Here is a 22,798-nt window from a genome sequence, read left to right as displayed (position 1 = left end):
AGGCGACGACGGTTGGTGTGAGCCACTCTCGACCGCTACCGGCTAGACTGGTCGGTTTCCGACCGTTCTGCTGGCCGTTCCGTCGCGCGCCTGAGCAATCCGAGCAGCGTGTTGGCCTCGCGCTTGGTGAGATCGGCGCGGCCGTGCACGCGACGGAGCATCCGCATCGTCTTCTCGCGTTTCTCGTCGGGGTGATTGATCTCCTCGAGCAGGTCCGCCCACTGGTCGTAGAGCCGATCGTACATCGGTTCGGGCGCGCGGACGCGCTCGAGATCCGGAAGCTGGGTGTCCCCCTCGTCCAGGGTCAGCGTCCGGAGTTCGTAGAGCGTGACCGTCGCCGCCTGCCCGAGGTTGAGTACCGGATACTCCTCGGCGGCCGGGATCGAGCAGATTTCGTCGATTCGTTCGAGTTCCTCGTTGGTCAGGCCGACGCGCTCGCGGCCGAACACCAGCGCCGTCGGTGCCTCCACGGTCGGCAATCGCTCGGCGAGGTCCGCCGGCGTGGAGAACGGGAACCGGATGTGGCTGCGGTCGTCCTCGTTGGTCACCGCGGTACAGCCGATCGTGTGGTAGTTGTCGACGAGGTCGTCGAACGTGATTTCGGTCGCGTTCGGCAGGATGTCCTCTCGAGCGTGACCCGCGAAGCCGTAGGCCTCACCGTCGGGGTCGAGTTCGGGCGGGTCGATCAGTAGAAGATCCTCGAACCCGAAGTTCTTCATCGCTCGAGCGATCGTTCCCACGTTGCCCGGGGACTGGGCGTCGACGACGGCGACGGCGGGCGTCGTTCGATCGGTAGGGAGCGTCGTGTCGGAGTCGTCCGACCGGTTGCGATCAGTGTCGTCCGGCATGGTTAGCTATCGTCGTCCGATTTGGTGGGCGATTGCTCGAGCAACTGTCCCCGAGAGGATGGACCGTAAAGCCACGTAGATGATCCGATCATACGGGAGGTATCGAGCGGGTGTGGAAAAGTGATGCGTTCGTGACGGCGGATGGGACTCAGATACTGGTGCCTCGAGCGGTCGTGATTGGTGGGTTCCTCGAACAGTTGTGATTGGTGGAGTTTGCAGATCAGAACTAGTTTCTCTCCTTTTTCTTTCCTCGTCTCTTTCTTCTTTCCTCCTCTATCTCGTTAGACTAGTCTAGTATCGTCTAGTATCTAGTTCTCTAGTATAGATATTCACCTGTACCGAAGTCTGTTGCACAAACCGAGAGTAGAGGTCCATGGAATATCTAGTTCGTCCTCATTCTCGAGCGATAATCCCAGAGATTGCAATCTGACAGGGTGGGGAGGGACACACCCCCCTCGCGTTTGTAACCCCTTGTCGGTGGGTGAGGGTTCTGTACGGGAACACACCCCCGTCGCGGTTGTAAAATACCGCGACAGACGGACCGAATCTCGAGAAAATCGAGGATCAACCTACACCCCACCCGCCTATTTCCCGTTACATACGCGACGGTGGTGTGTGTGCCGAGCCCGGAATGCGGGCACCGATCCGAAAATCGCGTTTCCGTAGTTTTTGGCTCGAGTCGAGTCGGATTCTTCGTCGTAGTTCAGTAGCTCGCCGATCCTCGAACTCGGATTTCGACCGTAATCCGGCAGGGCGGCGACGTTCGGCGGTTACATCCGCGACGGGGGTGTCCGTCCGCGAACGGCAGGGCAACTGCCGATTAGACGCGCGATGGCGGCGATTCGTATCGGTGCCGTCGTTCGTCGGGTATTATCGCCATCTAGATGCTAACACAGGCGATTTACATCCGCGATCGATCTCCATAGCTTTATTTCAATCCAGCCAGTAGTCGCCCGACACTGCAATGTCCGCGAACGACGATCGTGATCCACTCTTTCGGTACGACGATCCGGTCTTCGCCGACGAGCGGCTGCTCGAGATCACGCACCTTCCGGGGCCGGACCGGATCGTCGGGCGTGACGAGCAGATGCAACGGGTCGCGGACGCTCTCAACCCGGCTATCTTCGGGAGCGAACCCAATCACCTGTTCATCTTCGGCAAGACCGGAACCGGCAAATCCCTCATCTCGCGGTCGGTCACCAAGCGCGTGATCTCGGAGGCCCGCCGCGACGACGTCACGGTGAAGTACGCCTTCATCGACTGCGGCGAACAGAACACGGAGGCGTCGGTCATCAAGACGATCGCCCAGATCGTCAACGAACCCGACGAGAGCGGCGTCTCCGTCCCCGACCGCGGTCTCGGCACCGGCGACTACTACAAGCGCCTCTGGCAGGCCGTCGACCACTGCACCGACGTGACCATCGTCATCTTGGACGAGATCGACATGCTCGAGGACGACGAGGTCCTCCGCAAACTCTCCCGCGCCGGCGAGAACCGCCGCATCTCGGACTCGAGCATCGGCATCATCGGCATCTCGAACAAGATCGACTTCCCCGATCACCTCTCCGAGCGCGTCAAGTCCAGCCTCTCGCGGGACGAACTCGTCTTCTCGCCGTACGACGCCAATCAACTCGTCGAGATCCTCGAGAAGCGCCGCGACGCCTTTCACGACGGAGTGCTCTCGGACGACGTGATCCCCCTGACCGCGGCACTCGCGGCGCAGGAACACGGGGACGCGCGCAAGGCGATCGACATCCTCCGAAACGCGGGCCGGATCGCCAAGAAGCAAAACGACACCCGCGTCACCGCCGAGCACGTCCGGGACGCCAAGGAGAAGACCGAGGCTGACCGCTTCAACGAACTGATCGAGGGCTCGCCCCAGCAGGCCAAGGCCATCCTCTACGCGTTGACGCTGCTGACCGAGAACAGCTCCGAGAAGGAGTTCCCGACGAAGATCATCTACAACCAGTACAAGGAGATCGCCCGTCAGCTCGATTTCGACGTCCTCTCCGAGCGCCGCGTCCAGGAGATCCTCCAAGAGCAGAACTTCCTCAACGTGATCCAGTCCGAGCGCGAGGGCCGAGGACGCGGCCGCGGCGCCCACGCCAAACACCGCCTGCTCGAGAACCCCTCGATCGTCAAGAAGGTGCTGTTGCGCGACGCGCGACTCGCGCCGCTCGAGGATACGGACGGTTCGGACGACACTGATCGCGAGGAAAGCGCCGGTTCGGGGCCGCATCCGTAACGAGTATCGAGTACTGAGTACCGAATACCGAGTGTCGATCGTCGCTCGCTCCCGACGAAATCGCTGCCGTCCTTTCCTGTCGCGTTCTCCGGAACCGGGTCGCCTTTGAGGCTCTACTCCTCAGTCGAGGTATGAACACGGTCGACGCAGCGGGACTAAAGATCGGCGACGACCATCCACCCCGGATCATGGGCGTGTTGAACGTCAGCGAGGAATCACCCTACGATCCGAGCGTCTACGACGATCCCGGCGAGGCCGCCGCGTACGTCGACGAGGAACTGATCGGCGAAGGGGCCGACATCGTCGATATCGGCCTCGAGTCGGCGAACAAGCGCTTCGAGGTGCTCTCGGCCGAGGAGGAACTCGACCGACTTCCGATTGCGCTCGAGACGATCGAGAGCGTCTCCGGCGACGCCGTCTTTTCGATCGAAACCCGCTACGCGGAGGTCGCCGACGAGGCCCTCTCGCGGGGGTTCGACATGGTCAACGACATCTGCGGCTTCGCGGACCCGGAGATACCGACCGTCTGCGAGGACCACGACGTCGCCGTCGCGAAGATGGCGAGTCCGCCGGACCTCGAGCGGCCGGGCGCGGTCGAGGAGACCGATTGGGCGACCCGCAAGTCCGCCGAGTGGGCCGCCGAGGCGGACTACGTCGATCAGGTCTACGAGGCGCTCAAGCAGAACGGGCTGACGGACAAGACGATCGTCGACCCCGCGTTCGGCGGCTGGAGCGAGGCGCAAACGCTCGAGGACGACCGCGAGACGTTCCGCCGACTGCGGGAGTTCCGGGCGCTCGACCGGCCGATGTTGGTCTCGATCAACCGGAAGAACTTCCTCGGGGCGATCGCGGACCGCGAGACCGAGGAGCGACTGCCGGTCAGCCTCGCGGCCACGTCGATGGCCGTCGAGCGCGGCGCTCACGTGATCCGCACCCACGACGTCGCCGAGACACGCGACGCCGCGCTGATCGGCGACGCGTTCACCGAACGCTCGAGCGTCGGGACGGACGACTTCTCGCTGACCCGGCTCGATATCAACTCACAGCGTCAGTTTCGCAGGTACCTCGCAGAGTACGAGATCGACCGCAGTGTTGCAGACGAGTGGCCGACGTATCTACTCGATATTGAGGGATTACCCGCAGCGCAGCGGGACCGGCTGACGGAAACGGCGGCGGATTCGGACGCGTCCGTGTACTGTGGTAACGGTAATCACGTATTACTGGCAGGAAATTCGGCGTCGATTTCCGGCGTATCACGGCGTCTTCAAGGCGAAGACGGTGTTATGACGAAACTAAGCGAGGAAATCGACAACGTACTATAGTAAGAGAAAGCTTATGCCGGAGGCTTCGAAATGAGGGAGTGGACGCCGGGCGGCCTCCCGGGTAGGGGTACTTTGGAGGCGACCCCCGGCCCACAACACGGAATTATTGTGCAATTACGTCGACCAGTGCCGACGCTGTCCTGATACATCGAGAGTCCTCGAGTAGTCGATCCGCGAGCGGCGATTGCTGCGAGACGGGAGACGAACAGTTACGTCGCCACGGCGCCGACACGACAGCGAGGGCTAATACACATGGAGTTCGACGTCTGGGAGCCGGTCTACGACGCGATCCTTCGGGACTTCGGCTACGACCGTACCGGCGACGAACGAGCGCGCGACGTCCTGGCGTCGCTGACCGACCCGTTCGATCTCGCGCTGCTGGGGTCCGTTCGCGGCGCCACCGTCGCGATCGCCGGCGCCGGGCCGTCGCTCGAGAATGAGACGAATCTCGAGCGCGCCCGCGAGGCCGACGCCGTAGTTGCGGCATCGACGGCGGCGGACGTCCTCCGATCGCACGATATCACGGTCGACTGCATGGTCACGGATCTGGACAAGAACCCCGATACGGTTCGGCAGTTGACCGACGGCGGCGTCCCGGTCGCGGTCCACGCCCACGGTGACAACGTCCCCGCTGTCCGGGAGGTCGTCCCGGACTGCGCCGGCGAGTTCGTCCTCCCGACGACCCAGGCGGCGCCGCGGGACCACGTCCGGAACGTTGGGGGATTCACCGACGGCGACCGCGCCGCGTTCCTCGCGGATCACCTCGGAGCAACGGAACTCACCTTCGTCGGCTGGGACTTCGACGATTCTACCGTCGATGCCGTGAAAGCGCAGAAACTCGAGTGGGCCGAACGACTGCTGTACTGGCTCGAGTCGCGCCGCGACGAGCGCTTTGCGGTGCTCGACGGTCGACGGGATGCGATCGAGACGGAGCCGCTGCCGGTCGAGTGAGCGCGAGCGACAAGCGGGTTCGAGAGCGAGCGCCGAGTCGGTGCCGTCCTACTGAATTCGATACTCGACGATGTCCCCGCAGCCACAGACGGGACAGTCCGCCTCCCGCGATTCGATCGTCTTACCGCAGCGTCGACACTCCTCGATGGTCGTCGCGTCCTCGCTCGAGCGCGAGAAGAGGACCGATTTGACGGCGTTTCGCATCGTCGATCGAGTCGTCGTCCGCGTCGTTTGCTTCTGTCCGCTCATACCCAACCCCATCCTGATATCATAGTTCGTTATTGTCTTTCTACTATTACTATCACGGGGTAGGATACGTTTAACGCCAGAGCGACGGTTACAACGACCGTACTCGTTTCTCTCGGCGGCTCGGATCTCCTCGAGTCACTCGGTCTCGTCCGGTGCGAGCGACGCAATCGTCGCCTCGATCTCGTCGCTCGAGGCGCCCCGCGGGAACCCGATCCCGATCTCGTCGACGCCGTCGATCCGTTCGAACTTCCGGAGTTCCTCGCGAGCCTGTTCGGGTGTTCCGACGGCCGCGAGATCGTCGAGCAACGCGTCGGGAATCGCCTCGAGCGCCGCCTCTCGATCGCCGTTCGCCCAGGCTGCGGCGATTTCGCTTGCTTCGTCCGCGTAGCCCTGCCGGGCCAGCGACTCGCGGTAGTAGGTGCCCATCGCGCCGACGTAGAACGCGAGGTGCTGGCGAGCCAGCGAGCGGGCCCGGTCGCCGTCCTCGAGGGCGCAGGCGGTCACGGAGAGGGTCACTCGGACGTCGTCCAGAGTTCGGTCGCCTAGGTCGGCGCCGCGCCGGAGGTCCTCGAGTCGCTCCTCGAGCCCCTCCGGTGTGAAGAGAATCGCGTGCCAGCCGTCGGCGAAGCGGCCGGCGAGTTCGACGGCCTTCGGCCCCATCCCGGCGGCGTCGATCCGGACCGGTTCTTCGGGCGGGTCACAGCGCAGCCGAAAGCCCGACAGCGAGAATATATCGCCGTCGTACTCGACGCGCTCGCCGGAAAGCACCGCTCGCATGATCTCGATGTACTCGCGGGTGCGTCGCAGCGGCCGGTCGAACTCGAGGCCGTGCCAGCCCTCGACGACGGCGGGGCCGCTGGGCGCGATCCCCATTCGTAATCGGCCGTCGGCGGCCTCTTGTAAGGTTGCGGCGGTCTGGCCTAGCAGCGCGGGCGAGCGCGAGTAGACGTTGACGACGCTCGGACCGATCCCGATCCGTTCCGTTTCGCGGGCGATCGTCGCGAGGATGGTGACGGCGTCTCGGCCCCACGTCTCGGGGAGCCAGGCGAATTCGTAGCCGTGGCGCTCGCCGAGCCGAGCGAGGTCGACGAGCGCGTCGAGGCTGGGCTGTGCTGCGACCGGAAGGTGGAGACTTCGATCTGTCATGGGTATCGAAACTGGGACGACGCAGCCGAACGGCGAGCAGCGTGCGAACCGTTCCCAGCCCGACAGATGGCGTCAGTTCACTTAACTGTCGGCGGCGAACGGACGGTGAAGGAGAGAAACGGGATGGGATGGGATGGGATGGGATGGAGCGGAGGGCCGGATACCGAACGGCGTCAGCGGGGACCGAATCGGCTGCGTGGAGAGGTCGGATGGATGGGAGTTACGGGTATCGAACGCGAGGACGTCGACGCGTCAGAACAGCGCGTCGAGTTCGCCGCCGGTGTCGACCAGCGACGAGAACTCCTCTTGAGCGTTCGCGCGAACCGTCTCGGTCGTCTCCTGGGCCTCGATGGCGACCTGCTGGAGCTGGTCGACGCGGGGCACGTCGGTCACGCCCGACAGGAGGACGATCGCACCGACCTCGTCCTGACCCGTCCGCGGGTAGTCGCCCCCGCGGATCTCCATGCTGCCGGTCTCGTCCTCGAGCCACTGGCGGCCGCGCTCGACGCCCTTGCGGTTGAGGTGTTCCGGCGGGCCGGTGGCGACGACCAGGCCGCGGTCTGCGCTCGAGACGTCACAGGGGAGGGTCAGTCGGCCGAGCGTCGCCTTGCGAACGAGGCTGGTCAGCCGGTTGACGGCAGCGCCCTCGTCGAACTCCTCCTCGCCGCGGAACGAGGAGAGGAGGCCGCCGGAGGTGTCGACCGTTTCGCGCGCGTAGCCGATCGTCGAGATGCCGTCCTCCAGGGTGTTGATGATCTCGGAGGAGTCGACGACGCTCTCGGCGACGTGGTCGCCGTGGCCGACCTCACCGGCGGCGAACAGGAGACCGAATCGCTCGACGATTTCCTTGTTGATCCGGTCGTAGCCGCCTTCGACGGACTCGCCGGCGCTGCGCCAGACGTCGTTGTCGAAGACCAGCAGGTTGTCGACCTCGCGGACGAACGTCTGGAACGAGCGGGCCGCGTTGAGCGTGTAGATGCCGCCCTCGTCCGTGCCGGGGAGGATGCCGAGCCCGTAGACGGGTTCGGTGTAGATCCGCTGCAGGTGTTTCGCGAGGACGGGCGCGCCGCCCGAGCCGGTGCCGCCGCCCATGCCGGCGACGATGAGGAAGGCGTCGATCTCGTGGACCTGAATCCGATCGATCGCGCCCTGGATTTCGTCGATGTCCTCCTCGGTGACCGTCGCGCCGAGTTCGTTGTCGGCGCCGACGCCGTGTCCTTTGACGCGCGCCTGTCCGATGAGAACGCGATTCTGCTGTGGAACGTGCTCGAGTCCCTTGAGGTCCGTCGTCGCGGAGTTGACGGCGATCGCCGCTTCGACGAAGCCGCCGTCGACCGCGTCGTCGTACGCCAGGAACTCGTCGACGATCTTCCCGCCTGCCTGACCGAAGCCGATGAGTGCGAGTTTCATGGTTGTCTCTCGTGGCCGTTCTGCGGACGATCACGACCGCGATCGAGCGTGACGGTTCCGGATCGCCCGGCGTTGGGAACGGGTGCCACGTCTCCACGATCCCTCCCGTTAGCCATTGTTATGGCCATCATACGAACGCAGAAAAGAGATTCATCGATTCACTACTCTCATTATTTCCGGATAGTCGTCGATTAATGACTTCCATCAACTCGTGACTATCGTCGTTCGATACTGCTCTCTCCCCGGGAACACCTAATTCTATCCGTGCAATAACCGTGTAAAATTGGGTTACGGCCCCTCTGACGCCGAATTTCAGGGTCAACTTTCGAAAGTAACTCCTATACATCGTGACGGCATATCCGTGACAATATGGACGACGCTCCGTCGATCACCCGGACCCGGCGAGGAGTGCTCGCCAGCGCTGCCGGGATAGCGACCGGTGCCCTCGCCGGCTGCTCGGAGCGTCTCTGGTCGCGAGCGGAAAACTCCGGCCCCGAACAGGTCGAACTCACGATCAAGACGCTGCCGACGGAGGACGACGAAATCGCCGCGATGATCATGAGTCAGTTCCGGGAGAACCTCCGGCGGGCCGGCATCGCCGTCAGCCACGAGCCGGTCAACGAGGCAGACCTCTACCGGAGCGTCCTGCTCGAGGGCGATTACGACGTCTTCATCGCTCGCCACCCCGGCCTCGACGAGTACGACGCGCTCCGCGGGCTGCTTCACTCGCAGTACGCCAACGAACGGGGCTGGCAGAACCCCTTTCACTTCACCGACGTGACCGTCGACGACCACCTCGAGCGCCAGCGGACGACCCGCGGGACCGAACGGCGCGAGGTGCTCGGCGACCTCTTCGAGTATCTGGGCGAGACGCCACCCTACACGACAGTTGGGTTCCCGAACCGGATCGGGGGCGTCCACGACGCCGTCGCGGCAAGCGTGCCGCCGCGTCGCCCCCTCGACTACGTCGAGCTTCTCAGCCGAGAACCGGAAGACGGCCCCCGCGAGGGCCCGCTGACGGTCGGAATCTACGGCGGCGGGCTCGGCGAGCGGTTGAACCCGATCGTCGTCGATCGGAACCGCGTTCCCGGGTTGCTGGGACTGCTGTACGATCCGCTGGCGCGCCGCCGCAACACCCGTCTCACGAACGCAGCGGACGGGTACGTTCCCTGGATAGCGGAGACGATCACCTGGACGGAGTCCGATTCGCTCGAGGCGACCGTCACGCTTCGAGAGGGACTCACCTGGCACGACGAGACGGACTTCGACGCGGACGACGTCGCCTTCACCTATCGATTCCTGCAGGACACCTCGATGGGCGAGGTCGAGGGCGGCGTCCCGGCGCCGCGGTACCGCGACCGACAGACCCTCGTCGAGACGGTCGAGGCGGTCGGGGACAGGACCGTTCGCTTCGCCTTCGGCGACACCACCCGGTCGGCTGCGGCCCGCGTGTTCGCCGTGCCGATCCTGCCCCAACACATCTGGGAGCCGCGGTCGGCGATCGTCGCCGAGCACCAGCCCGAAGCGCTCGTCACCGACAACGTGGAAGCGATGGGGTCCGGCCTGTTTCAGTTACACGCCGTGACGGACGACGGAATCGAACTCGAGCCGTTCGCCGACCACGTCCTCCGCGACGAAACGACCGATCGCCCGGGCGTCCTCGAGGGATTCTCGCAGTTCGACGGGCTCACGTATCAGATCGAGCCCAACCCCGGGTCGATGATCGAATCGCTCCGAAACGGCGAGATCGATATCACCGGGTCCCCGGTCCCGCCCTCGGAACTCGAGGGGATCCGCAGCGGGGAGGAGACGTCGATCCTCACCGGCCGGACGAACGCGTTCTACATGATCGGTTTCAACAGCAGTCAGCACCCCGACCTCGGGAATCCGAACTTCCGACGGATCCTCGCGCGGCTGATCGATCGGGAACACGCCGTCAGAGAGTTTTTCGACGGCCACGGCGAGCCCGCAACGGAGTTCAGTTCGCTGCTAGGGGTTCGCAACGAGGAGTGGACGTTCGACGACCGCGCGGCCGTTTCGATCTTCCCCGGTTCCGACGGGAAGATCGACGCTGACCGGGTCCACACCCTCTTCGAAGACGCCGGCTATCGGTACGAGGACGGCGCGTTACTCGGTTGAGCCCGCGGGCTACTGGCGGTTTCTCCGGCAGCAGATAACCGGTCGCTATTAATGCCGTCGCAATCGTAGTACCGCGAGACCCGCATGTCGTTCCTCGCCGTCCTCCTCGAGCTCGCCCTCGTCGTCGTCACGATGCTCGTGACTGCGTCGCTGGTGATCGTCGGCCCGCGGCGGATCGTCTCGTCGCTCGGCGACTTTCGCTGGCGGCTCGAGATCTGTTTCATCCCGCTGCTCGCGCTCGCGAGCGTGTTGATCCTCCGGTGGTCGACGGCCGACGTCGTCTTGCGACTCGAGCGTCGCGTCTTCGGGAACAACATCACGCAGTGGCTGTTCGACTTCGACCGGCTGTTCGGCCCCGGGGGGCCGGTTAGCCTGCTCCAGTCGTTCCAGTCGCCGACGCTGACGTCGTACTTCGTCTTCGCGTACGTCTACGGCTACGCGTTTCTGCTGTTGTTCCCCTTTATCGCGTACTTCGCGCTCGACGATACGGACGATCTGGCGGATCTGATCCTCGCGTTTACGGCGAACTACGGCATCGGCCTGTGCTGTTACGTCGTCTTTATGGCCTACGGGCCGCGCAACTTCGATCCGCTACTGTTCGACGGCCTGCTGTACGACGCGTTCCCCCGCATCCGGGATCTGACGGGCAACGTCAACCAGCCGACGAACGTCTTTCCGTCGCTGCACACGTCGCTGTCGATGACCGTGTTCTTCTTCGCGTGGCAGACCCGCGAGAAGTATCCCGCGTGGGTTCCGGTCGCGGGCGTCCTCGCGATCAGCATCGTCGTGGCGACGATGTACCTCGGTATCCACTGGTTCTCCGACGTCGTCGCCGGCACGCTGCTGGCCGCGGTGAGCGTCTATATCGGCCGCAACTACACCGTCCGCGAGGCCACCGAATCCGTGCGCGGCTATCTCGGCACCCGGCTCGGATCCGGCGGTCGGACGGACGGCGACTGACCGGCACCGATATCGCGACCGTTCAACTCTGACCGACACCGACACCGTATCACGGTTCACACCCACACACCGTTGGGACAGTGTTAGGTCCGACCGTTTTCAACCCCCGACTCCTCACTCCGACTATGAACCTCCACTGGCACCGGCGGGACCTCCGCGGTCCGGATAACCGCGCCCTCGCCCGCGCGGCGACCACCGCTGAGGATGCAGTCGTTCCGGTCTTCGTTCTCGATCCAACCGTTCTCGAGCACGCCTCGCCGATTCGGGTGGCGTGCCTGCTCGAGGCGCTCGAGTCGCTGCGGGCGTGGTACCGCGAACGAGGCAGCGATCTGGTGATCGCTCGGGGAGAAGCGAGCGCGGTGATTCCACGGCTCGCCGACGAGTACGGCGCCGACGCCGTCACCTGGGCCGAGGACTACAGCGGCCTCGCCGCCGACCGCGACCGGGCCGTCACCGCGGCCCTCGAGGACCGCGAGATCGAACCGCGGCCGGTTCACGACGCGCTCCACCACGAGCCGGGCTCGATCACGCCGAATCAGGGGGACCACTACTCGGTCTTCTCGTACTTCTGGAAGAAGTGGCGCGACCGGGACAAGCGGGACCCAGTCGATGCGCCGGCCGCCAGCGAGCTCGCAGATCCGAGTGTCGACGGGGCGGACGCGAGCACGGACGCCGGAACGGGAACGGGAACGGGCTCGATCCCCTCGCTCGCCGACCTCGGCTTCGAGGAGCCCGAGGCGACGCCGCCGACGGTCACCCGCGCGGCCGCCCGGGAGCGCCTCGAGTCGTTCTGTTCGGAACCGATCTACCGGTACGACGAGACGCGCGACGATCCGGCCGCCGATGCCACCTCTCGGCTGTCCGTTCACCACAAGTGGGGCACGATCGGGCCGCGAGAGGAGTACGCCGCGACCGAACGGGCGCTCGAGGCCGCCGAGACCGAGGCCCAGCGGGAGGGCGTCACGGCGTTTCGCCGGCAGCTCGCGTTCCACGAGTTTTACACCCACATCCTCGCGTTCAACCCCGCCCTCGTCGCCGAGGACTTCACTGCGTACGAGAACGGAATCGACTGGCGGAACGACTCCGACGAACTCGCGGCCTGGAAAGCGGGGCGGACGGGGTATCCGATCGTCGACGCCGGGATGCGCCAGCTACTGACCGAGGGCTGGGTCCACAACCGCGTGCGGATGATCGTCGCCTCGTTCCTGACCGCGGATCTGCTCGTCGACTGGCGCGAAGGGTACGACTGGTACCGGCGGCATCTAGCGGACCACGAGTCGGCGAACGACGCCGCCGGCTGGCAGTGGGCGGCGTCGACCGGTCCCGACGCCCAGCCGTACTTCCGCGTGTTCAACCCGATGAAACAGGGGCGGGAGTACGATCCGGACGCCGAGTACATCCGCAAGTACGTCCCCGAACTCGCCGACGCCGACCCGGACGCGATCCACGACTGGCACGAACTGTCCGCGGACCGGCGCGCTGCGGTCGCTCCCGACTACCCCGCGCCGATCGTCGACCACGCCGAGCGCCGGGAGCGAGCGATCGCGGCGTTCGAGCGAGCGCGCGGCTCGGAGTCGTAAACCGAGCCTGTAGAGGGGTTATACGGCTACATAGTTGGCGCCACCCTTATCCCGCGGTATCCGCTAGCCGGAGATATGTCCTCGCCAGTGGATCCGTCGGCGCCCGGCGATTCGGTCCCGCCGAGTCAGGCGATTATCGCCGCCGTCGCCGACCACGAGGGCGTCGACGTCACCGAGATCGAGCCCCCGGAGTACGACCCGCTGTTTACGGTCATCAACCCGGAGGCGCTCGACGAACTGTTCGATCGGCCGTCCGCCGGCCCCGCCCGCGTCCACCTCGAGTACGCGGGCTACGCGATCACCGTCCACAGCGACGGCCGCGTCGACGTCGACGATCCCCCGTCGTCGGACGAATCAGTAGGCCGACGGGCGGAAGAGTAGCGCCGGCGGTTATCGCGAGGCGATGCGAGGGCCGCGCCCGACCGTCGACGCGGGGACGGCCCTGACGAGAGCGGTCGCCGGATCGTACGCGACGCGGTCGGTGTCGGCCTTGCGCGCGACGAGTTTCCAGAACCCCGGCGCGTGGAACGTAAACTCACATCGACCCCGAACGTCGGTTCGTTTTCGTTTCGCTCCCGAACCGGCTTCGACGACCGCCCCCTCGATCGGCCGCCCGCTGACATCGCGGACGCGGACCACGAGCGGCGTCCCGACGGCGATCTCGTGGCGCGCGACCTCGAGCGCGAGTGATCGTTCGACTTGCATGCGACAGTATACCACGAGTATGCGGAAAGCGGGTTCCCTGCAGCAGCACGCGCATTGAAGGCGGCGCGAACGGACAGTCGGAGAATCGACGGGCCAGACAATGGGTCGTCTGTCGGGCAGCCGGCCGGCAATCTGCGTCGCCGTCCCTGCTATCGCTCCCGTTCGTCGACAGTGATCGTCTGCCCCTCGTCGCTCGAGCGGTAGATCGAATCGATGATTCGCTGGACCGACAGCGCCTGCTCGATGCTGTCGTCGCGGTCCTCACCCGTCACGATTGCGTCGAAGAAGTTCTTCTGTTCTTCCGTGTGCGTGTCGTTCTGCCGGGTTTCGACGGACGTATCCTCGAGGTGGTCGGGGCCGACCGTACTCGCCGAGTGGAAGCTAAGATCGCCCTCGAGCAGGTCGAACCGCGCAGCCGACTCGGTGCCCTGAATGACGAACTCGTGGTCGGCCGGACGGTTGGTCGCCCACGCCACCTCGAGGCTGATCGTCCGGTCGTCCGCACAGCGGACGAACGCGCTGGCGGAGTCGTCGACGTCGAACCCGTCCGGGCCGGCGTCGTCGCCCCACATCTCGAGGTAGGCGTACTCCTCTCGTGACCCGAAATCGCCGCGCGTGACGCCGCTTACCTCCCTGACCTCGGGATAGCCCAGCAGGTAGAGTGCGAGGTCGATCGCGTGGACGCCCAGGTCGATGAGCGCGCCGCCGCCGGCGATCTGTCTGCGGGTGAACCACGAGCCCCGTCCCGGGATGCCCCGCCGCCGGACGTAGTTGGCCTCGACGTGGGTCACGTCACCGAGGTCGCCGCGTTCGATCCGGTTTTTCACGATGCGGACGGTGTTCGCGAACCGGTTGTTAAAGCCGACCATGGAGACGCCCTCGGAGTCGGCGGCCGCGTCGGCGATCCGCTGGGCGCTCTCTAACGAGTGCGCGAGGGGCTTCTCGAGGAGGACGTGTAAATCCCGTTCGAAGGCGTCGATGGCGTACTCCTCGTGGTACTTGTTCGGGGTCGTAATGATGACGGCGTCGATGGTGTCGTACAGTTCCTGATGATCCTCGTAGACCTCGACGTCGTAGCGGCGGCCGAACCGCGTTCGCGCCTCCGCGGCGACGTCCATCCCGCCGACGATCGGGACGCTGAGGTCGACGAGCCGCTCCGCGTGGTACTGTCCGATGTTACCGAGGCCGACGATTCCTGTCCTAATGTCGCTTCGATTCATTGTCATCGCTCGTGTTGGGTCACTCGTTCAGTTCCGGCACTATACACTCGATATTGCTATATCGAATCTATGTACTGCACGTCCTTTGGTGCACTGCCAAACGGCAGGGTGTGAAGCCGAGACGGGCAGTCGTTGATACGTCGAAATCGAGCCGGTCAGCAGTGCTGTCACCGCCCCGTCGCCGCTCGATTCCACGCCTGGATCTCAACTATCCGCTTCCGTCGGCGTCGTTCCGGGTTCGCGCTCGGAGCGGTCAGTCAGGCCGTGGCGCAGCGCCTCTCCGGTCGTGGTATCGAAGAGGTGAATATTCGAGCGGTCGAGGACGACGTCGACGTCCTCCTCTTCGTGTACCTCCGTATCGGGGCTGACGCTCATCAGTAACTGGTCGGACGACGTCGCCGGATCCTGCTCCATCGAACTCTCCGCGCCCTCCGAGAGCAGCAGGTAGACGAAGATTTCGTCGCCCATCGGCTCGAGGACGTCGGTTCGAGCGTCGATCTGTGTCGTCGTGTCGGCCAGGGAATCGGCCGTGTCGACGAGGTGGACGTCCTCGGGCCGGACCCCGAGCGTAACGGTGTCACCGACGGCCGCACCCGGGACGTCGTCCGGACGGAGATCGATCCGGAAATTCTTGGTCTCGAGGCCGTCCGCGGCGAGTTCGCCCTCCACGAAGTTCATCGAGGGCGAGCCGATGAAGCCGGCGACGAACAGGTTCGCCGGCTCGTTGTAGCAGGTCAGCGGCGGGGCGATCTGCTGGAGTTTGCCCTCGTTCAGGACGGCGATCCGGTCGGACATGGTCATCGCCTCGGCCTGGTCGTGGGTGACGTAGATGATCGTCGTCCCGAGCTCGCGATGGAGTCGCTGGAGTTCCGTCCGCATGTGGACGCGGAGCTTGGCGTCTAAGTTCGCCAGCGGCTCGTCCATCAGGAACACGTCCGGGTTGCGCACGATCGCGCGGGCGATCGCGACGCGCTGGCGCTGTCCGCCGGACATCTCGTCGGGCATCCGATCGAGCATCCCCTCGAGTTGGACGATATCGGCGGCCTGTTCGACGCGATGTCTGATCTCGTCGTCGCTGTACTTCCGGAGCCGGAGGCCGAAGGAGATGTTCTCGAAGACGTCCATGTGGGGGAACAAGGCGATGTTTTGGAAGACCATCGCGACGCCCCGGTCCTTCGGCGCGAGATTAGTGACGTCGTCGTCGCCGATGTAGACCCGGCCCTCCGTCGGCTTCGTGAGGCCGGCGACGGTCTCCATCGTCGTCGATTTGCCACAGCCGGAGGGACCGACGAAGGTGACGAACTCGCCGTCTTCGATCTCCATACTGATGTCGTCGACTGCCGTGACGTCTTCGTAGCGTTTCGTGACGTGTTCGAGTTGTACGCGTGCCATTGTGATCACCTAGTGTTATTCTTTGAGTGCGCCTGCGGTCAGTCCGCTCACGATCTTTTCCTGCGCGATCACCACGAGAATCGCAACGGGAATGACCCCGATGATGCTCGCGGCGGCCATGAGGTGGTACATCACCTCGTACTGGCCCTGGTAGGCGAGGATCCCCTCGAGGATCGGCGCCCAGTTCTGCGGTTGGCCGTCGGTCATCAGGAACGAGAAGAAGAACTCGTTGTAGACGGCGATGAACGTCAACACGCCGGCGGTCGCGACGCCGGGCGCCGACAGGGGGATGATGACCCGGAACAGCGCACCGAGCCGAGTCGTCCCCTCCACTCTCGCGGCGTCTTCGAGGCCGTCCGGAATCTGCGCGTAGAACGTCGTGAGGATGAAGATCGCCAGCGGCATGAAGATCGCCGACAGCGGCGTCACGAGGGCGAAGGGCGTGTTGTAGAGCGTGCCGTCGCCGGTGATCGGCTCGAGGAAGAAGAAGCTCGTGTTGAACAGGTCGTTCAGGGGGATGAAGAAGGCCGCCGGCGGGAAGAACGAGATGATCAGCACGAGCAGCATGAGCGGCGTTCGGCCGGGGAACTCGAGGCGGCCGAACGCGTAGCCGGCGAGGCTGCCGACGACGAGGACGACGACCGTCGACCCCAGCGCGATCACGAAGCTGTTGAACATGTACCAGTGGAACGGAATGGTCTGGAACACCTCGACGAACGAGCCCGGATTGAACCCGTTCGGCGTGAAGAGGATGTCCTGAAGCTGCCCTTCCGGCGTCAGCGCGACCATGAGCAGCCAGTAGAAGGGGAACAGCGTCGTAAACAGGAAGAAGATCGCCGCGACGTAGAACATCGCGCGGTAGACCCGGCCGGGGTTCGAGATGGAGTTGGCGACCCACTGCTGGAACGGGCCGCGGTCGAGTTCCGCGTCGCGATCGTTCTCGAGGACGTTGCTGCCGCCGTCGGGGCGGTGGAGCGTCGGATCTCGCTGCGCGTCGATACCGCCGGCGTCGTTCGCGTCGCCGATGCGTCCGTCGTCGGTGTCGGGATCGGTCGTCGGATCGGTGGAGTCGTTCGGTTCGGTCATCAGTAGAGCCCTCCGTCGGTGTCGCGGAACAGGAGCACGTAGCCGCCGATGATAATGCCGATCACGAGCGCCGTCGAGAACGCGACCGCAGCGGCCGTCGCGAAGATACGGGTGCCGCCGAACATCGCCTCGACGACCAGGCAGGTCAGCGACGGGACGGTCGTACAACCGGCCGTCGACTCGATCAGGCCGAAGACCCGCATGGCGTCCATCGTGCGGAACAGCATGGCGACCAAAAGCGCCGGCATCACGAGCGGCAGCGTGATCAGCTTGAACCGCTGCCAGGGCGAGGCCCCGGCGACGCGGGCCACGTCGTAGAGGCTCCGGTCGACGCTCTGGAGCCCCGCGAGGATCAACAGCGCCATGAACGCCGAGGACTTCCAGATGTCGGCCACGAGGATGATGATGAACGCGTCGCGGCTGTTGGCCAGCGGGCTGGCGCTGAAGACGCCGAGCCACTGCATCAGGTCGGTGCCGAAGCCGACCTCCGGCTGGAACAGCAGGAAGAAGATCATCCCCTGAATGACGATCGGCACCGCCCATGGGAGGATGATCGCCACGCGAACCCACCGGCGACCCCGGAAGTCCTGATCGAGCACGTACGCCTGACCGAAGCCGATCACCGTCTCGAAGACGACGCTGATGACCGCGAACGCGAGCGTGACGAACAGCGCCTGCTGGAAGAAGGGAACGCCGAGTTCGACGAACGGGAACGAACCGCTCAGCGAGACGTCGAGGAACTGCCTGGCGAGCCGTGCGTTCCCCGTGAGGATGTCGACGTAGTTCTCGATGCCGACGAACCCGCCGAGCGGATTCATCCCCCGAGTCTGGTCCGCCTGCAGCGACATCACGAACGTTCGGATCAGGGGGTAGAACGCGATCAGTGCCAATAGCGCGAACGCCGGCAGCAACAGCAGGTACGCGTAGGCTGCTTCACTCAGGTTCTCCATCCAGTTGACGACCGCGTTGCCGGTACGGTCGTGCTCGGTCTCCGTTCCGCCGGTCAGGGTATCGGCGTCAGTCGACATTCTGTTCAGCCACCTCCGTTTCGCTCTGTGCTAGCTGCTCCTCGAGATCGTTCATCGCCGTTTCCGGTGATTTTGCGCCTCGATACGCCGCGTTTACCTGCTGATAGATCAGCGCCGACTGCTCCGGCCAGACGTCGGTGACCGGCCGCGGGATCGCGTTCTCGCTGGCGCGCTGGACAGTTTCGGTGTAGCGGGCGATCGGCCCGATCTCCTCCTCGCTGGCTTCGGTCACCAGTTCGATGATCGGCGGCAGGAATCCCTGCAGTTCGAAAATCGTCATCATGACCTCCTCGCTCGCGAACGCCTCGAGGACCTGCAAGGCCTCGTCCTGACGCTCCGAGTACGGACTCACGACGAGGTTCCAGCCGCCCAGCGCCGAGGTCGTTCCGCCGACGCCGCCGTACTCGGCCTCTTCCTGTGAGACCGCGTACGGTTTCGTCGTGACCCCGAGGTGCTCGCCGAAGGCCTCTTCCGAACCCGTCGCAGCGATCGAGAACGACCAGTTGCGGTGGGCGACCGCCTCGCCGTCCTCGAACGGGCTCAGCGACTCCTGTTCGGTCCACTGGACGATCGCCGACGGGCAGATTTCGGGATAGCCGTCGAGGGCGTTCGGATCGTCGCCGTCGATGAACGCCCGCATCATGCGGATCGCGTCCACGACGTTCTCGTCCGTGACCGTGATCGGGCGGTCGCCGGCGGTGAACAGGTTGTCGGCGCCGCCGTAGTACGCGCCACCCCAGGAAGTCATCACTTCGTTGAACGTACAACACGACAGTCCCTCGTAGGCGGCTCCCTGCGTGGTGTACCCGTAGTTGACGCCGCTTTCGGCCTGCGCGTCGGCGACGGCCGTCGCGAACTCCTCCCAGCTGGGCGGCTCTTCCCCCCAGCCGCTCGGATCGTGGCCCGCCTCCTCGATGAGATCCTGCCGGTACAGCGTAAATCCCAGGTCGGGAAACAGCGGCAGTCCGTGCAGGTCGTCGGTCTCCGGATGCCGGGCCGTCTCGACGACCGCCTCGAGGTAGTCGTTCTCGACGGTCTCGAGGGTCTCGTCCGAGAGGTGCTCGCTCAGGTTGACCGTCTGATCGCGGAGGATGAACGGAATCGTCCACCCGCTGTCCATCATGTGAATGTCGGGTGGGGCACGACCCGCCTCGAGGGCCGACTGGGTCGTCTGCATCCGCTGTGCGGAGTCGCTGACGACGGTCTGGATCTCGACGCGGATGTTCTCGTCGAGGCCGGCGTCCCAGAGGGCCTGCTGGACTGACGGCTCGTCGCCGTCGCTGTGCATGATGCCCTCGACGTCGGTGGCGGCCGTCATCACCACGGTCCCGGATTCCCGACCCTGTCCGACACACCCGGCGACGGCGACCGCTCCGGTAGCGGTTGTCACCGACGCGGCTTTCAGGAACGACCGACGTCCCAGGCGCCCTGGTGGACGGTCGCGCCTCCCGGCGGTATCACGTCCCATGACCAGTGATCAGTCCACGTTCGGTGACTTAGTTGTTGGCAATAAATGCTGTAATAAATTGTAACACTCACGATTCCGTGGCGGTTACGAGCGTGCTGCCGATCGAAACCGGCGTGATACCGTTTCGGTACCGTCTTCAGGGCCGCCACCTCGAATTCCCAATCGGCTATTGCCGATCGCCGGTCGGCACCTGCCGGCAGATAATCAATATTCCGACCGGTCGTACCCACCGAAACGACAGTCTGGCGGTCTCGAGTGGTGCGATTATGACTAGTAGCGGCGCAACTGACGGCGTCGACAGCGGCCGATGCTGTGGGCGGGTTCTGAATCGACGATTCGACAGTTCGGGGAAGTCAATGGATCGCTGACGGACGGGTTCGGACCCGCACTGGCAGTCGGCGGACGAACCAACGGTTGCTGCAGTGATTCGGGTCGATCGAACAGCGGCGACAGGATCGAATTCGGCGGGATCGGACTCGAACTCACGCTCGTGCTCGAGCGGTCAGTCGTTAGTCGCTATTCGCTAGTCGTCAATCACCGGTCGTCAGTCGTCGACCGCCGGCGGTTCGTGGCGACCGATATGGATCTCGTGAGCCTCGACGTCCTCGAGGGCGGCGACGCGGCCACCAACGGTAACGTGGTCGCCGTCCGCGGTCTCGAGCGTCAGCGCCGCGACCTCCTCGCTCACCTCGAAGGAGACGTCGAGGATGCGGCCCTGCACGACCCGGGAGCCGCCGACTTCGACGTCGCGGCCCTCGATCGTCGCGTAGAAGTCGCCGCCCTCGTCGATTAAGTCCTTCACGCACCGGCGGATCGAGGCGTACTTGCGCGGGAAGCCCCGAACCGAGCCGTCTTCGCCGAGCGTGCGCTCGGCGGTCGTCCAGAGTACGGTCCCGAAGAAGCCCGAGACCAGAAAGCCGAGCGCCGACCGGTTGAAGATCACCCCGTACCGGTCCTGGTCGTCCCGCAGCGCGTCCTGAGTTGCGTACACCGAGTAGTTGCCGTCGGCGACGGCGACGACCGGCGTCGTGATACCGCGTCGGGCCCGGGCCGACGTCGCGACCGACTCGTAGTCGAATTCGGCGGGATCGGGTGCTTCCGCGGCCGGTGTGACGATCAGGTCGACGCTAACCCCGGATGTGACCGCCGCCTCGAGTTCCTCGCGGAACCGGCTCAACAGATCCGGCGTCAGCGACAGCGAGAGCTCGTAGTCGGCCTCGGTGATGACCTCCTCGAGATAGCGCAGAATCGTCGATCGGGATTTGACAAGCGAGACCGCCTCCGTGTCCCGGGCGGGGGCGGTGTAGCGCGCCTCGAGTTCGTCGATCATCTGCTCTAAGGAGTTTTGGACGTCGTCGAACGCCTCCGCGGGATCGAGCGCGACGACCTTCATCGGCCGGGATTCGCGGAGTTCGACGAGTCCGCGGTCGCTCAAACTGCGGACGGTATCGTAGACGCGCGGCTGGGGAATCTCCGTCCGATCGGCGATTTCACTGGCCGTGAGCTGCCCCTGCTCCAAGACTGTGAGATAGGCATCGATTTCGTACTCGCCGAGGTTGAAGCGGTCCCCGACTCGCTCGACGGTCGAGCGTAGCTCATCTGGTGCCATATCACTCGCAACGAATCCTACGAATAAATTATTTATTATTGCTCGAGTAGCACCTATTTTCGAAATCGGGTAGTTTCGTGCGGATTGCGCCGTCGAGTCGTTCGGGTACGATCGATCCGATTCGGCCGAGTACGCGGGCTCTGACGGCTGAACTGTCGGGGCGGAAATCGTGACCGTTCAGAACCCTTATCCAGCGCGGGACTGAGTGTGTTGCCATGCGCACGGTCGGCCAGTCCGACGGAAGCGATCCCCCCGAGAGCGGCGGGAACACCACGGGCGGGGCCAACCAGACGAACGAGAGCGACATCGGCCGGATGAACGAGAGCGAACCGGTCGAGGGCCTTCAAGAGTTCATGCCGACGTGGGCGCCCGAGCACACCGCACAGATCATCCTCGCGCTCGTCGTGATCGTCATCGGCTGGTACCTCTCGAAGGTCGTCGTCCGACTCGCCGGCCGGACCGTCGCCCGTCGGATCCAGCGACCCAGCGTCACGCGAACCGTCCTCCGGGGCGTGCGGGTGTCCGTGCTGCTCGTCACGCTGGGGATCGCCGCCAGCATCCTCGGCGTCGGGAACACGCAGATCCTCCTCTCGGTGGCCGTCGTGTCGGCCGTCATCGCCGTCGTCCTCGCGCCGCTGGTCGGGAGCCTGATCAACGGCTTCTTCGTGCTGGCCGACCGGCCCTACGAGATCGGCGACATGATCGAGGTCGCCGACGCGGGCCACCGCGGCTTCGTCGAGGACATCACGATCCGCTACACCAAGATCTTCACCCTCCAAAACACCTTCATCGTCATCCCGAACTCCGAAATCCAGCAGCGCGACGTCGTCAACTACTCCGCGGAGGACGAGCGGACGCGTATCACCTTGCAGTTCGAGATCACCTACGAGAGCGACCTCGAGGCGGCCCGTCAAGCGGCCGAGCGGGCGGCCCGGAGCGTCGACACCGTCATCTCCGGCGGCCCCGATATCCGAATCGGCAGCGCGCGGTACGGCGCCGCGCCGATGTGTGCCATCAACGAGTACGGCGACAACGGAATCCTGCTCGAGCTGTTCTTCTGGATGAAACACCCCTACAAGCAGGCGGTCGTCCGCTCGGCCGTTCAGGAGGCCATTCGGGAACGCTTCGCCGACCTCGACGTAGAGTTCGCCTACCCGCGGCGTCACCACGTGTTCGACGAAACCAGCGGCGTCGCACGGATGGCGGTCGACGGCCGCCGACCCGAGCAGTCGCCGGCAGACGATGACCGAGCATCCGCCGCCGAGTCGGCCCCCGGTACTGAACCGACCGCCGACACCGAGCGGGACCGCGATCGAACGGGCGCTCGTGACACATCGGGCCCGCGCCGGGACGAATCGGCCGATCGGAGCGAGTAAGTAGCGTCGCTCACCGTGGTGGCGACGCCACAACCCTGGAACTCGCGGGTGGCTTTATGTGTTC

The 22,798-nt window shown here is 64.9% G+C and carries 19 protein-coding genes; 8 read left to right on the top strand and 11 right to left on the bottom strand.

Annotation, left to right across the window (positions count from 1 at the left end; all coding sequences use genetic code 11):
• Positions 1-35: 35 nt before the first annotated feature.
• Entirely contained in the window at positions 36-848 is an 813-nt protein-coding gene (locus ATJ93_RS00170; protein WP_120242633.1) for an RNA methyltransferase, read from the bottom strand.
• 964 nt (positions 849-1,812) lie between these two features.
• Between ATJ93_RS00170 and ATJ93_RS00165 the strand changes: the two genes are divergently transcribed.
• The 3 genes from ATJ93_RS00165 (at position 1,813) to ATJ93_RS00155 (ending at position 5,366) form a co-directional block, all read left to right on the top strand.
• Entirely contained in the window at positions 1,813-3,093 is a 1,281-nt protein-coding gene (locus tag ATJ93_RS00165; RefSeq protein ID WP_120242632.1) for a Cdc6/Cdc18 family protein, read from the top strand.
• A gap of 131 nt (positions 3,094-3,224) precedes the next feature.
• The gene (gene folP / locus ATJ93_RS00160; protein WP_120242631.1) at positions 3,225-4,415 is read left to right on the top strand and encodes a dihydropteroate synthase; all 1,191 of its coding nucleotides are present in this window, start codon (positions 3,225-3,227) and stop codon (positions 4,413-4,415) included.
• A gap of 252 nt (positions 4,416-4,667) precedes the next feature.
• Positions 4,668-5,366, top strand: coding sequence for a 6-hydroxymethylpterin diphosphokinase MptE-like protein (locus ATJ93_RS00155; RefSeq protein ID WP_120242630.1), 699 nt, complete (start codon positions 4,668-4,670; stop codon positions 5,364-5,366).
• A 48-nt stretch (positions 5,367-5,414) separates the two neighbouring features.
• Here the strand turns inward: ATJ93_RS00155 and ATJ93_RS00150 are convergent, their stop codons facing one another.
• The 3 genes from ATJ93_RS00150 to ATJ93_RS00140 form a co-directional block, all read right to left on the bottom strand.
• On the bottom strand, positions 5,415-5,615 hold the full coding sequence (locus tag ATJ93_RS00150) for a hypothetical protein (RefSeq protein ID WP_120242629.1): 201 nt from the start codon (positions 5,613-5,615) through the stop codon (positions 5,415-5,417).
• 135 nt (positions 5,616-5,750) lie between these two features.
• Complete coding sequence (locus ATJ93_RS00145; RefSeq protein WP_120242628.1) at positions 5,751-6,761, bottom strand: TIGR04024 family LLM class F420-dependent oxidoreductase; 1,011 nt, start codon at positions 6,759-6,761, stop codon at positions 5,751-5,753.
• A gap of 252 nt (positions 6,762-7,013) precedes the next feature.
• Positions 7,014-8,171: a tubulin/FtsZ family protein gene (locus tag ATJ93_RS00140; protein WP_120242627.1), complete on the bottom strand. Its 1,158-nt coding sequence runs from the start codon at positions 8,169-8,171 to the stop codon at positions 7,014-7,016.
• A gap of 369 nt (positions 8,172-8,540) precedes the next feature.
• Here ATJ93_RS00140 and ATJ93_RS00135 point away from each other — a divergent pair, with 369 nt between their 5' ends.
• The 4 genes from ATJ93_RS00135 (at position 8,541) to ATJ93_RS00120 (ending at position 13,231) form a co-directional block, all read left to right on the top strand.
• Positions 8,541-10,310 carry an ABC transporter substrate-binding protein gene (locus ATJ93_RS00135; protein WP_120242626.1) on the top strand — a complete coding sequence of 590 codons (1,770 nt, stop codon included), beginning with the start codon at positions 8,541-8,543 and terminating at the stop codon, positions 10,308-10,310.
• A gap of 84 nt (positions 10,311-10,394) precedes the next feature.
• Positions 10,395-11,270 (top strand): phosphatase PAP2 family protein, encoded by an 876-nt coding sequence (locus ATJ93_RS00130; protein ID WP_120242625.1) that lies wholly within the window; start codon positions 10,395-10,397, stop codon positions 11,268-11,270.
• 125 nt (positions 11,271-11,395) lie between these two features.
• Entirely contained in the window at positions 11,396-12,850 is a 1,455-nt protein-coding gene (locus tag ATJ93_RS00125; RefSeq protein ID WP_120242624.1) for a cryptochrome/photolyase family protein, read from the top strand.
• Between the two features lie 75 nt (positions 12,851-12,925).
• Positions 12,926-13,231: a HalOD1 output domain-containing protein gene (locus ATJ93_RS00120; protein ID WP_120242623.1), complete on the top strand. Its 306-nt coding sequence runs from the start codon at positions 12,926-12,928 to the stop codon at positions 13,229-13,231.
• 9 nt (positions 13,232-13,240) lie between these two features.
• On the opposite strand, the gene ATJ93_RS00115 is transcribed toward ATJ93_RS00120, so the two are convergent.
• From ATJ93_RS00115 to trmB, 7 genes are all read right to left on the bottom strand, one after another.
• The gene (locus tag ATJ93_RS00115; RefSeq protein WP_120242622.1) at positions 13,241-13,555 is read right to left on the bottom strand and encodes a carboxypeptidase regulatory-like domain-containing protein; all 315 of its coding nucleotides are present in this window, start codon (positions 13,553-13,555) and stop codon (positions 13,241-13,243) included.
• A gap of 149 nt (positions 13,556-13,704) precedes the next feature.
• Positions 13,705-14,781 carry a Gfo/Idh/MocA family protein gene (locus ATJ93_RS00110; RefSeq protein WP_120242621.1) on the bottom strand — a complete coding sequence of 359 codons (1,077 nt, stop codon included), beginning with the start codon at positions 14,779-14,781 and terminating at the stop codon, positions 13,705-13,707.
• Positions 14,782-14,979: 198 nt separating this feature from the next.
• The gene (locus ATJ93_RS00105; protein WP_120242620.1) at positions 14,980-16,167 is read right to left on the bottom strand and encodes an ABC transporter ATP-binding protein; all 1,188 of its coding nucleotides are present in this window, start codon (positions 16,165-16,167) and stop codon (positions 14,980-14,982) included.
• Between the two features lie 15 nt (positions 16,168-16,182).
• Positions 16,183-17,253, bottom strand: a complete 1,071-nt coding sequence (locus ATJ93_RS00100) for a carbohydrate ABC transporter permease (protein WP_120242619.1) — start codon at positions 17,251-17,253, stop codon at positions 16,183-16,185.
• Complete coding sequence (locus ATJ93_RS00095) at positions 17,253-18,281, bottom strand: carbohydrate ABC transporter permease (protein WP_120242618.1); 1,029 nt, start codon at positions 18,279-18,281, stop codon at positions 17,253-17,255. Before ATJ93_RS00095 ends, ATJ93_RS00100 begins: the two co-directional genes overlap by 1 nt.
• Positions 18,271-19,749: an extracellular solute-binding protein gene (locus ATJ93_RS00090; RefSeq protein ID WP_120242617.1), complete on the bottom strand. Its 1,479-nt coding sequence runs from the start codon at positions 19,747-19,749 to the stop codon at positions 18,271-18,273. Before ATJ93_RS00090 ends, ATJ93_RS00095 begins: the two co-directional genes overlap by 11 nt.
• A gap of 544 nt (positions 19,750-20,293) precedes the next feature.
• The gene (gene trmB, locus ATJ93_RS00085) at positions 20,294-21,358 is read right to left on the bottom strand and encodes an HTH-type sugar sensing transcriptional regulator TrmB (protein ID WP_120242616.1); all 1,065 of its coding nucleotides are present in this window, start codon (positions 21,356-21,358) and stop codon (positions 20,294-20,296) included.
• Positions 21,359-21,672: 314 nt separating this feature from the next.
• Here trmB and ATJ93_RS00080 point away from each other — a divergent pair, with 314 nt between their 5' ends.
• Complete coding sequence (locus tag ATJ93_RS00080) at positions 21,673-22,734, top strand: mechanosensitive ion channel family protein (protein WP_394338793.1); 1,062 nt, start codon at positions 21,673-21,675, stop codon at positions 22,732-22,734.
• Positions 22,735-22,798: the final 64 nt, after the last annotated feature.

This window comes from Halopiger aswanensis (genome assembly GCF_003610195.1).
In the GTDB taxonomy this organism is placed as follows: domain Archaea; phylum Halobacteriota; class Halobacteria; order Halobacteriales; family Natrialbaceae; genus Halopiger; species Halopiger aswanensis.
Note: the sequence above shows the minus strand (reverse complement) of the source record. Positions and strands in the feature narration are given on the sequence as shown.